Annotated in this window: 10 protein-coding genes; 9 read left to right on the top strand and 1 reads right to left on the bottom strand. The window is 33.2% G+C overall.

Annotated elements, in window-relative coordinates:
* Positions 1-64 precede the first annotated feature (64 nt).
* Positions 65-868 carry a DUF1189 domain-containing protein gene (locus FS935_RS05070; RefSeq protein ID WP_146946461.1) on the bottom strand — a complete coding sequence of 268 codons (804 nt, stop codon included), beginning with the start codon at positions 866-868 and terminating at the stop codon, positions 65-67.
* A 240-nt stretch (positions 869-1,108) separates the two neighbouring features.
* Between FS935_RS05070 and FS935_RS05065 the strand changes: the two genes are divergently transcribed.
* The 9 genes from FS935_RS05065 (at position 1,109) to phoU (ending at position 12,236) form a co-directional block, all read left to right on the top strand.
* Positions 1,109-2,740, top strand: a complete 1,632-nt coding sequence (locus tag FS935_RS05065) for a Na/Pi cotransporter family protein (RefSeq protein WP_193559347.1) — start codon at positions 1,109-1,111, stop codon at positions 2,738-2,740.
* Between the two features lie 301 nt (positions 2,741-3,041).
* Positions 3,042-4,820, top strand: a complete 1,779-nt coding sequence (locus FS935_RS05060; protein ID WP_240050821.1) for a methyl-accepting chemotaxis protein — start codon at positions 3,042-3,044, stop codon at positions 4,818-4,820.
* 233 nt (positions 4,821-5,053) lie between these two features.
* The gene (locus FS935_RS05055; RefSeq protein WP_146946459.1) at positions 5,054-5,662 is read left to right on the top strand and encodes a superoxide dismutase; all 609 of its coding nucleotides are present in this window, start codon (positions 5,054-5,056) and stop codon (positions 5,660-5,662) included.
* Between the two features lie 149 nt (positions 5,663-5,811).
* Positions 5,812-7,101 carry an MFS transporter gene (locus FS935_RS05050; RefSeq protein ID WP_146946458.1) on the top strand — a complete coding sequence of 430 codons (1,290 nt, stop codon included), beginning with the start codon at positions 5,812-5,814 and terminating at the stop codon, positions 7,099-7,101.
* A 351-nt stretch (positions 7,102-7,452) separates the two neighbouring features.
* Positions 7,453-8,439 (top strand): PstS family phosphate ABC transporter substrate-binding protein, encoded by a 987-nt coding sequence (locus FS935_RS05045; protein ID WP_146946457.1) that lies wholly within the window; start codon positions 7,453-7,455, stop codon positions 8,437-8,439.
* Between the two features lie 164 nt (positions 8,440-8,603).
* On the top strand, positions 8,604-9,509 hold the full coding sequence (gene pstC, locus FS935_RS05040) for a phosphate ABC transporter permease subunit PstC (RefSeq protein WP_146946473.1): 906 nt from the start codon (positions 8,604-8,606) through the stop codon (positions 9,507-9,509).
* Positions 9,510-9,511: 2 nt separating this feature from the next.
* Positions 9,512-10,396 (top strand): phosphate ABC transporter permease PstA, encoded by an 885-nt coding sequence (pstA, locus tag FS935_RS05035; protein ID WP_146946456.1) that lies wholly within the window; start codon positions 9,512-9,514, stop codon positions 10,394-10,396.
* Between the two features lie 83 nt (positions 10,397-10,479).
* On the top strand, positions 10,480-11,244 hold the full coding sequence (gene pstB, locus FS935_RS05030; RefSeq protein WP_275669570.1) for a phosphate ABC transporter ATP-binding protein PstB: 765 nt from the start codon (positions 10,480-10,482) through the stop codon (positions 11,242-11,244).
* Between the two features lie 332 nt (positions 11,245-11,576).
* Entirely contained in the window at positions 11,577-12,236 is a 660-nt protein-coding gene (phoU, locus tag FS935_RS05025; protein ID WP_146946454.1) for a phosphate signaling complex protein PhoU, read from the top strand.
* Positions 12,237-12,412: the final 176 nt, after the last annotated feature.

Raw genomic sequence — 12,412 nt, 5'->3', positions numbered from 1 at the left:
CGAACTCATTTTACCCAAGTTGCCTAAAGAAATAACCGTGTCTAACTTTAAGGGGTCACTTCAGTTATTCCAAGGTTTTTGTTTGTGGTTTATCAGAATTTATTGGTTTTTTTGACTGTGGTATCTCTTTAAATACTAGATATAATACAATCACATGAACAAACCAATTAATAATAAATCCGTTTGGAACAGATACTCTCAGGCTATCCATTATAACAAAGAAGATTGTAGCCAATGTAATTGAATAAGCAGCTAGCACCCATATTTGTTTGAAATTCAACTTACGATTTAAGCTATTTTTAAAGACTAATCCGAATAATGCTAAAAATGTGATTTCTAAGAATTTAACAAATGCTCCAAATAGGTACATAATAACGAATAGGATGGAGATTATTATAGGCAATAGATCATTGAATTGACTTGAGACCTCAATCAAATCTTCACTAGTTAAAGTCATGTTCATTAAATTATATTCATATGTCTGCGCTTGCCCATTTGCTGCAAAAACAAATCGGTCATCTAAAATACCAATCGCATTTTGCTTTGCTTCAAGCTCATCAACACCAAAAGCTCCTGTATCATCTAAGATAATAATGAAATTATCTTTTCTAATTTCTACTGGCGCATCGGTGTCTGCACTTAATTTACCTTCTTCAATTGAAAATGAGGGTAAATCATTGCGTAAAGTTTCATCAAAACCTTTTAAGCCATCTACTAATCCATTTGTAAAATGAAAAGCTGTTGGTATAGTACTGAGTAAAGCTAGAAGAAATACAAAAAGAATTGTTTTACCTATCCCTTGAAAACGAAATGTAGAGATCGTTTTAGGTGAGTATATGCTTGATAAAAGCTGTTTAAATACATTCATCTCCTTAAAGACACATCCTTCTTTTTTATACGACTTTATTTTATATGTGATGTGAAGAGATTACAAGGAAAGTTATAATAAACAAATTATAGTCTTAATGAAAGCGTTTTAATATTTTTTCGTAAATTTTTTGTAAATATTTTAACGAAATACCTTTACAAAAAATCAATATTTCGTTAATAATTGAAAGGGTTGTAGATGTTTGTCGAAAAAAAGAAGAAGAATGAGGGGTTGAAAATTTTGGAACTTGATATCCAAAAGATGATATTTGAATTCATCGGTGGTCTTGGGATATTTCTTTTTGGGATTAAATACATGGGCGATGGGCTCCAACGCTCTGCGGGTGATAAACTTAGAGATATATTAGATAAGTTTACAACGAATCCTATAATGGGTGTATTAGCAGGTATAATTGTTACTATTTTAATCCAATCTAGCAGCGGAACAACAGTTATAACTGTAGGTTTAGTAAGTGCTGGGTTTATGTCACTTAGACAAGCTATTGGTGTCATCATGGGAGCAAATATAGGTACAACAGTTACAGCCTTCATTATAGGGATAAAAATATCAGATTATGCCCTACCAATTATTGCTGTTGGTGCAGTACTACTGTTTTTCTTTAAAAATAAACGAATACATAATTTGGGGCAAATTGTATTTGGATTCGGTGCTTTATTCTTTGGACTAGAGTTAATGGGTGGAGGAATGAAACCATTACGCAGCTTACAAGAGTTTCATGATTTAACTCTTAGCATGAGTGATAATCCTTTACTTGGTGTTTTAATTGGAACGATTTTTACTGTCATCGTGCAGAGTTCTAGTGCTACTATAGGGATACTACAAGAATTATTTGGACAAGGATTAATGGATATTCGTGCAGCTTTACCTGTTTTATTTGGTGACAATATCGGTACAACCATTACAGCCGTATTAGCATCTATTGGAGCGTCAGTTGCTGCAAGACGTGCTGCATTAACACACGTAATTTTCAACCTACTAGGTACAGGGATATTTTTAATATTCTTACCTTTGTTTACTAACTTCGTTCAGTTTTTGCAAGACGCTATGAATTTAAATCCAGAAATGACAATTGCGTTTGCTCATGGATCATTTAATTTAACAAATACAATTATACAATTGCCGTTAATTGGATTACTCGCTTGGATCGTTACAAAATTAATACCAGGTGATGATTCTATGATTGAATACAAACCAAAACATCTAGATCCAATTTTTATTGAACAATCATCTTCGATTGCTTTAGGACAAGCAAAAGAAGAAGTGTTAAGAATGGGTAAATTTGCTATTATCGGTTTAGAAGCTTCTAGTGAATATCAAAAAACATTTTCTCAAAAAAATGCAGACACTGCTATGCAACTTGAAGATGCAATTAATAATTTGGATCGTAAAATAACAGATTATCTAATTCTAATTTCGAGAAGTGAAATGTCTTCAACAGAATCTGAAGAACATAGTATGTTAATGGATACTGTAAGAGACATCGAACGTATAGGTGATCATTTTGAAAATGTTGTTGAATTAGTTGGATTCCAAATAACAAACAAAGTTAAGCTCACAGATTCAGCTAAAAAAGATTTAGAGGAAATGTTTGATTTGACAATCCAAACATTAAAAGATGCACTAACCGCTTTAGATGATAAAGATACAGCATTGGCTATGAAGGTACTTAAATCAGAAGAACAAATTGACAAGATGGAACGTACTTTGAGAAAGAAACATATCCTAAGAATCAATGAAGGTGCATGCACTGGTTCAGCTGGAATTGTTTTTGTCGATATTATTAGTAACTTAGAGCGCATTGGAGATCACTCAGTTAATCTTGCTGAAGCTGTTTTAGGACATAGAGACTAAAAAAATAAACAAATGTTTTGAAAGCAAGGGGAAATCCCTTGCTTTTTTTTGTGTGTCAGAGTTTGTAGCTATCTAGGAAAAAACACCACTTCTCGATAGATATAGTTAAAAATGGGACTTCACAAGTAGAATCTTAGTTCCGTGTACTTTAACTATTTAGTTAAAGATAAAGCTGAAATCGGCAAAAAATATAATGCGAATAAGTAGAAAGACTTATTGACGACCTTCCTATTCTTAACATTGGCTTAACATTCCAATGATATAATAAGTCGAATTTACACGAGATATGGAGGTCTTAGGCTTGGAACATAAAAGGACGAAAATACATAAGAAAAACTCTAATCAAAAAAAGCATGAAAAGATAAAGAACACAGAAAAGGAGGATCATCCAGCGCTGATTCGTGGTTTAGATAAACGGTATGCGAAATTTAGCCTAAAAAATCGTTTATTGCTATTATTTATTTTCTTATTATTTGTCTCTATTATTACAGTAGGAATTAGTTCCTACCTGAAAGCAAAAGATACTACAATTGAGACGATTGAAAATCGTATAAGTCGTGAATCAGAAGTTATGGCTTATGTTGCAAAAAACCTGAAATTCTTATATGTGAGTGATGATTTATACTTTATGCAGCAATTAGAGATTAGTGTTCGTGATCAACAAAAACAGTTAACATCGGACAAGATACAATCACAAATGTTTTATTTTGTAGACGATGAAATAAAACCATTTAAAGTAAGTAATAAATCGAATCTTACTTTCAATGACTCGTTTAAAGAAAAAATATCTAATGGGGAAAATGAGGTTTTCCATCATACAATTAAAGGTGAAGACTATACAATATCAGTTATAAAAATGCCAGAGGTTAATGGTAAATACATTTTAGTTGTTCCAACCAATTCTTATTTAGGACCAGTAAATGATATGGCGCAATTTATGATCCTTGTAGTAGTTGTGAGTTTAGTTATATCAACGATTCTTTTAGTCCTTTTTGTTCGTAGTCTAACGAACCCTTTAAATGAACTTAGACATGTTATGACAGAGGTCCGTGAAGGTAATTTAAATAAAAAAGCCTTAATTAACACCACAATTCCTGAGCTTCAATCTTTGAAAGTAAGCTTTAATATGATGATTGAACAAATGAGAGTTGTTATTAATGAAATCAATGAGACAACAACAGAGCTTGAGAGCACAGGAGAAAATTTGAGTTATTCTTCAGAAAATGCACTTTCGTATAGTCGTCATTTAATTGAAGCTATTAATGTAGTAAAACTCGGAGCGGAGCAGACAGTAAGTAGCTCAGAAAGAAGTGTAATCGGTTTTCAATCAATAAAACAAAAAATCGAGTTGTTGATTTCTGGAATGAATACTGTTTTCCAGAGTTCTGAAGATATGAATTTATCCGCTAAACGTGGAGAAAAAAACAACATGCACTTAATTAATACCATCCATAGCTTTGAGCAGGATTTTGAGCATATGACCACAACAATACAACAGGTAAGGAATCACTCTTCTTCAATAACTAGCCTTGTAGGGTTAATAAAAGGTGTTGCAGATCAAACAAAGTTATTGGCTCTTAATGCAACTATCGAAGCGGCCAGAGCAGGAGAAGCAGGCAAGGGATTTGCTGTTGTAGCAGATGAGGTAAAGAAACTAGCTGACCAATCTTCTTCTGCTACTATAGATATCTCAAAATCAATTTCTGAAATGGAAGAAGTAACGATTCGTGCTACTAAAGAATTTGGAGATATGCTAATGAAAATAAGGCATAACTTAGAAACGGCAAATGATTCAAAAGCATCCTTTGATGAACTAATGATGGAAATAGATACGGTAAGTGAGAAACTACAAGGAATGCAAGGAGAGCTTCATGGTTTAAAATTGGTACTTCCAGATTTAGAAGAGGGAACTTTGAGCTTTGCATCAATCTCACAAGAAACCCTAGCTAGTACAGAACAAATGCTTTCAACAAGTGATAACCAAATACATCAGATGGAAAGCACGCATGAAATTGGCTTACAATTAAAAGGACTATCCAATTCATTATCTAACATATCAAAGCAATTCAACTTAGACTAAAAATTCTTTTGAGTGATAATAAGGAACTTTGTGAATGATGGTTGCTAGTTAATTTTTACTATCATGTTTTAGTGGATTTTTAGCATGCATATTAATTTTCTTTTTGAGAAAACTGTTATTCGTGATGTAGTTCATATTAATTGAAAGTATAGGACTATTTTGGTAACCTTAGAATTGAGAAGCTTTAGATAGGCTTTTTAACAATAGGTACATATTTTAAGGAGGAATAAACAATGGCTTATGAATTACCACAATTACCTTACGCGTATGATGCACTAGAACCACATATTGACAAAGAAACAATGAATATTCATCACACAAAACATCACAACACTTACATCTCAAATGTAAATGCTGCTTTAGAAGGAAATGCTGATCTAGCAGCGAAAAGTGTAGAAGAATTAGTTTCTAACTTAGATGCTGTTCCAGAATCTATCCGTACAGCAGTGCGCAATAACGGTGGTGGACATGCAAACCATAGCTTATTCTGGTCAATTCTATCTCCTAATGGTGGCGGTAATCCAACAGGTGAACTTGGCGAAGCAATTAACGCTAAATTTGGTAGCTATGATAGCTTCAAAGAAGAGTTTGCTAAAGCTGCAACAACTCGTTTTGGTTCTGGCTGGGCTTGGTTAGTTGTAAACAATGGTGAGCTAGAAGTAACTAGTACACCAAACCAAGATTCTCCATTAATGGAAGGTAAAACACCAATCCTAGGCTTAGATGTTTGGGAGCATGCATATTACCTAAACTACCAAAATCGTCGCCCTGATTACATTGCTTCTTTCTGGAATGTAGTAAACTGGGATGAAGTTTCTAAACGTTTTATCGCTGGGAAATAATAAAAAAGAATAGTTATAAAGAAGAGGACTAACATTCATTTGTTAGTCCTTTTCTTTATGTCGATTATACTGACTAATTACAATATAAATACATAACTACACATCGATAAGACAAACTATGTAATAGAAGTTGAAGGGGAGTATTTTTAATGTCAAAAATGAAAAAGATTATTGGTGATGTAGATGTAAGTAAGGATTTAATCTTATTATTAGTGATTGGGGGATTGTATGCCTTAAGTATTGCTCTTTCCAATACATTTGTTAACGTTTACTTATGGAAACAATCCGGAAAATTTATTGACTTAGCTATATACAATTTATCAATCGTGGTCATGCAGCCACTAACCTTTATTTTTGCGGGAAGACTTGCCAAGAAAGTTGATCGAGTAATTGTACTAAGACTTGGTGTTATTTTTTTAGCTATATTTTTCTTAATTGTCCTTATGATAGGAGGATCTGCTTCTAAATTCCTTATATTATTAGGTGGAACATTAGGTATAGGATACGGTTTTTACTGGTTAGCATTTAATGTATTAACATTTGAAATTACTGAACCTGAAACAAGAGATTTCTTTAATGGGTTTTTAGGTGTTATGAACTCCACAGCTGGAATGGTAGGACCTATAGTTGCAGGCTTTGCAATTTCAAAATTAAAGAATTTTACTGGCTATACTACTATCTTTACTATTTCTCTCTTGTTATTCTCAGGAGCTGTGGTACTGAGCTTTTTTATAAAGAGAAGAAAAGCAGAAGGAGATTATTTATTAAAACGAATTTTTCATGAACGTAAGAATAATAAGAATTGGAAGCTTATTACAAGAGCACATTTCTTTCAGGGTTTGCGTGAAGGAACCTTTGTATTTGTAATTGGTGTTTTCGTATTTATTACAACCGGAAGTGAATTAGCATTAGGAACATTCGGTCTAGTGAATTCTGTTGTAGCTTTTCTAGGATACTATCTTGCATCTAGAGTGATAAAGAAAACAAGGCGTAAACGTTTCATTTTCATTGGCGGAACGTTACTGTATATTTCAATCTTCTTAATCCTTTTTGATTTAACTTATCAAAAGCTACTTATATATGCCGCACTTATTGCAATAGGATATCCGATGTTACTTGTTCCATATATGTCAATAACATACGATGTTATTGGTAAGGCGTGGAGTGCTAAAAGGGCAAGGATCGAGTACATTGTGGTAAAAGAAATCTTTCTCAATATGGGACGAATTCTTTCAGTAGTAGGGTTTATCATCGCTATTTCTTTCTTTGATGAAAAGCAAAGTATTCCTGTTTTACTGACCATAATTGGTGCTGGTCACTTCGTTATATACTTTTTTGTACGAAATGTACATTTAGATGAAAGTGAAAAAAGCATTGAGCAAACCGGACGTAAACCAGTATTAAAGGAAAATATTGTTGATGGTGATAATAGTGGGTAATATTTATCTAGAATTTCTTAAATAGTCCTAAACAGTTAGAGATTCGGTTTATTGAATACTTAGGGAACCTCTTGTGAATATTAACTTAAAGCACTGTTGACATATGGTTGAGCTATATCACTAGATTTTCTTACCTTTTACTAACTTTTACTAACTGATTGTATTAAACTTTATGCGACTCTATTTTGTACCTGAAAAAACCTATAACCCAATTTAGTGCAAAATATGACAAACTCTATCATGAATTTACAAAACCTTTACATTGTATTAAAACGTTATTAATATTAGAGCGGTATTCTATTACATGTAGGACAAACAAAACAAAAACACTCTTTAGGGGGAAATTGGCAAATGAAAAGCATGAAAAACCTTGCATTACTTTTAGTTATGGGAATTCTAGTAGTATTCGCAGCTGCATGTGGTGGCGGAGAAACTAAAGAAACAAACACTGGTGACGGAAATGGAGAGGCTACTGAAGAAACAGCATTAGAAGGTAGCGTTGTAATTGATGGATCTGGTACAGTTTATCCTTTCATGGCGAAAATGGCAGAAAATTATATGACTGAAAATGAAGAAGTTTCTGTTGAAGTAAGTCGCGCAGGTACTTCTGCTGGTTTCAAAAAATTCTTAGCTGAAAATGGAACAGATTTTAACAATGCATCTCGTCATATTAAAGAAGAAGAAACAGCTTTAGCTGATGATTTAGGTATTGAAGTGAAAGAATTCCAGGTTGCTCTTGATGGTTTAACATTCGTAATCAACAAAGATAACGATTGGGCAACTGAAATGACTCAAGAAGATGTTGTAAAGATCTTCCTTGCTGAAGGTGGAGTAACAAAGTGGTCTGATATTAATCCAGAATGGCCAGCTGAAGAAATCAAGCCAATGGGTCCTAATGAAAACCATGGTACAAATGAATTTATGTTCGAAACAATTATGGAAGAAAAAGATTTCATTGATTCTGTAAACTTACAACAAGAATATTCTACTCTTGTAGATCTTGTTTCTAAAGATAAAAATGCAATTGCATTCTTTGGATATGGTTACTATGATAGCAATAAAGACAAATTAGGTGCAGTAAATGTTGACTTCGGTAAAGGTCCAATTGCTCCAAGCTTAGAAACAATCGGATTAGACGAAGAAGCTGCTTACAGTCCATTTACTCGTCCAGTATTCACATACTTAAACGTTGGATTAGCGAAAGAGAAGCCACAAGTTCTTGATTATGCAATCTACGCTATGGAAAATGCTCAAACTGTAGCTACTGAAACTGGTTTTGCTCCATTAAAAGATGAAGCAATTCAAGAATCAATTAGCTATTTAGAAGGATTAAAATAATCAATCGTTCTTTCTTAACAGTAAGAAGATGAGAAGTTTAGCTTCTCATCTTCTTATATATGTATTCCTCTATTAATACAATCTACTATAAAATTTCACCTCTCATATCGCATGGAGGATGAAAGGGGTTTTCGTTCTTGGATAATAAAGTGAGCGTCCGTGACATGATAGAAAAAAAGAGAAACTCAACAAATATAAATTCAGTCACAGAAAAGTTTATACCAAAATTTTTATTAGCAATAGCTACAATTTCAATTCTCACAACTATTGGCATAGTTATTACTCTTTTAACAGAAACAATAAACTTTTTTAGAGATGTTCCATTCTTGGATTTCTATACAGGAATAGAATTAAATCCATTAGGTGATAATGCAGTATTTGGTGTTTTACCTTTACTAACAGGTACCATTATTTCTACAATTATCGCAATGTTTGTAGCTATTCCAATTGGATTAATGGCTGCAATTTTTCTAAGTGAATATGCTTCTGAAAAAGTGCGTAGAATTTTAAAGCCAATTCTTGAAATTCTTGCAGGTATTCCTACGATCGTTTATGGATTCTTTGCTTTTACTTTTGTAACACCATTATTGAGATCATTTATTCCAGCTTTAGATCCAACAAATATTCTAAGTCCAGGACTTGTTATGGGTATTATGATCATTCCTATGGTAGCATCACTTTCTGAGGATGCAATGAGTTCTGTGCCGAATTCAATGCGTGAAGGTGCTCTTGCTCTTGGTTCAACTAAACTTGAGGTAACTTTTAAAATTGTTATACCAGCTGCTATATCTGGTATTATTGCTTCATTTGTCTTGGGTATTTCGCGAGCTATTGGGGAGACAATGATTGTCGCAATTGCAAGTGGTAGTAACAAAAACTTTACTTTCGATATTACACAATCCATGCAAACAATGACTGCTTATATCGTTGAAGTAACTGGTGGAGAGGCTCCTGCCGGCTCAACTATTTATTATAGTTTATACGCTGTTGCAATGACATTATTTGTATTTACACTCATAATGAATCTTATTGCCCAGTATATTTCTCGCAAATATAGGGAGGAGTATTAATTATGAAATATGTAGATGCAGAACAAGTACAAAAGAAGATGGGATCACGTTTGTTTGCAAATAAACTTGCAAAGGGTCTATTCTTTTTAGCAACTCTATTTGGATTGGTCGTATTATTAACGTTAATCTATCGCGTATACTCAGATAGTATCGGGTGGATTGATTTTCAATTTATAACGAGTAAACTGTCAACAACTGCTGAACGAGCAGGAATCATGGGTGCAATTAGTGGGACCTTATGGTTAATGGTCGTTGTTGCTCCTGTAACAATGTTTCTAGGAGTAGGTACAGCAATTTATTTAGAGGAATATGCAAAAAATGGAAAAATGAAATCTTTTATACAAACAAATATTTCTAACTTAGCTGGTGTTCCATCAGTTGTGTTTGGTATATTAGGATTGACTGTGTTTGTACGGAACTTTGGTTTAGGGAATATTGTTCTAGCTGGTGGACTGACAATGTCATTATTGGTTCTTCCAATTGTTGTAGTTGCAAGTCAAGAGGCTATTCGTGCAGTCCCTAAATTCTTAAGAGAAGCATCCTACGGCATGGGAGCTACTAAATGGCAAACAATAAAGAACATTGTTTTACCTGCAGCAATACCAGGTATCTCTACAGGTCTTATTTTATCTCTTTCAAGGGCAATTGGTGAAACAGCACCACTAGTTGTAATTGGAATCCCAGCATTGTTAATTCCACTGCCTGATGGCATCTTTGATAAATTTACAGTGTTACCAATGCAAATATACTATTGGACAGTTGATTCTGCTCTTGTAGCTGAATATGCAAACCTTGCTGCTGCTACAATTGTTGTTCTCTTAATAGTATTATTTTTAATGAATTCAATTGCAATTATAATAAGAAATAAGTTTCAAAATAGATTTTAATTTCTTGGGGGTTTTTAAAAATGGCAGTTTTATCCGATAGTGAAAAAAAGATCATAACAACTACTGAAAGAGATGAAAAGCCAATGAATAGTAAGAGTATTGTTTATGATACAAAAGATTTAAATTTATGGTATGGCGGAGATCATGCTTTAAAAAACATTAACCTTTCTATTTATGAAAATGAAGTCACTGCAATTATTGGACCTTCTGGTTGTGGAAAATCTACATTTATTAAGACGTTAAACAGAATGGTTGAATTAATACCAGTAGTTCGTATATCAGGAGATATTAAATATAGAGAAAAAAATATATTAGATAAAACCTATCAGGTAGAAGATCTAAGAACAAAAGTAGGAATGGTTTTCCAGAAACCAAATCCTTTCCCTAAATCAATTTACGATAATATAGCTTATGGACCGAGAATTCATGGGATAAAAAATAAAGCTATCCTTGATGAAATTGTTGAGAGAAGTTTACGTGGTGCAGCAATTTGGACTGAAGTTAAGGATAGACTAAAAGAAAATGCATATGGTCTATCTGGTGGGCAGCAACAGAGGTTATGTATTGCTCGTTGCTTAGCAATTGAACCAGATGTAATTTTAATGGATGAACCTACATCAGCTCTTGATCCTATTTCTACACTTAAGATTGAAGAATTAATACAAGAACTAAAACAAACATATAGTATTATTATTGTTACTCATAATATGCAACAAGCAGCACGTATTTCAGATCGTACAGCTTTCTTCCTAAACGGAGAAGTTATTGAATATACTGATACAGATCGTTTATTTTCAAATCCAAGTGACAAACGAACGGAAGATTACATTACTGGTCGCTTCGGTTAATATTTTATAAAAGTCGTGTTTAAAACACGACTTTAATTTTTTAGGCTATGTTAAAGGTTAATGTTGATTTTCAGCACTTTGTTGATTGGAGTGAAAGGCATGAGACTCCTGTGGGAGAAGCGTGTCAAAGGGAGACCCCACAGGCGCTTGTGCCGAGGAGGCTCCCGGACCTAGGAAAAAAGGTACTTTTTTCCCGGCAAAGCGAAGCCTGTAACGGAAATCAACAACAAAGTTTAACAGCCATTTTTTAAATGGTATTATTCTAAGTGATTAATTTGTTGAAGTAGGGAATACAATAGATATATGGAATATGGATATGGAGGTTATTTATCATGAGTGTTAGAGAAAAATTTGACGTTGACTTAAAAAATCTTAGAGATAAATTAATTGAATTAGGTAGTTTAACTGAGGTTGCTCTAAATAAGTCAATTGATGCTTTGGAGAAACAAAACATAGAATTAGCTCTTCAAATTATTGAAGATGATTACAGAGCAGACGATCTAGATGAGGAAATTAACGATATAGCCATATTATTAATTGCCAAACAACAGCCAGTAGCCACTGATCTAAGAAGAATTATCGTAGCCATTAAAATTTCAAGTGATATTGAGAGAATGGCAGATTTTGCCGTTAATATTGCAAAGTCTACAATTAGAATTGGACAAGAGCCATTAGTGAAACCAATTAATACCATTAAAAATATGCATAAAATAGCTACTGAGATGCTTTCATTATCAATAAAAGCTTTTAATGAGGAAGATATTGTTTTGGCTAAAAAGGTTGCAGATATGGATGATCAGGTAGATGATCTTTACGGTGAAGGAATGAGAGATATCCTTACTTTAATGAAAACAAAATCTGAGTATTTAGAGCAACTTACTCAATTAGCGTTTGTTTGTCGTTATATCGAAAGAACGGCTGATCACGCGACAAATATATCAGAAAGCATCATGTACCTAGTAAAAGGTCAGAGATACGATTTAAACTCTTAAATTTAGTTATATTTTATCATTATAAAAAGCTTTTTGAACAATACACATACGCAGTAATTAAAACGACAGAGGCCTCCATTGAACATTAATTTGTTTATTGGGGTCTTTTCTAATTTCATTTTAAAATTTAGAGTTCCTACCATTATACAGAAAAAGATTTCTAGGGAGTGCTAAAA

Origin of the sequence: Metabacillus litoralis (assembly GCF_007994985.1) — a bacterium.
Lineage (GTDB): Bacteria > Bacillota > Bacilli > Bacillales > Bacillaceae > Metabacillus > Metabacillus litoralis.
Note: the sequence above shows the minus strand (reverse complement) of the source record. Positions and strands in the feature narration are given on the sequence as shown.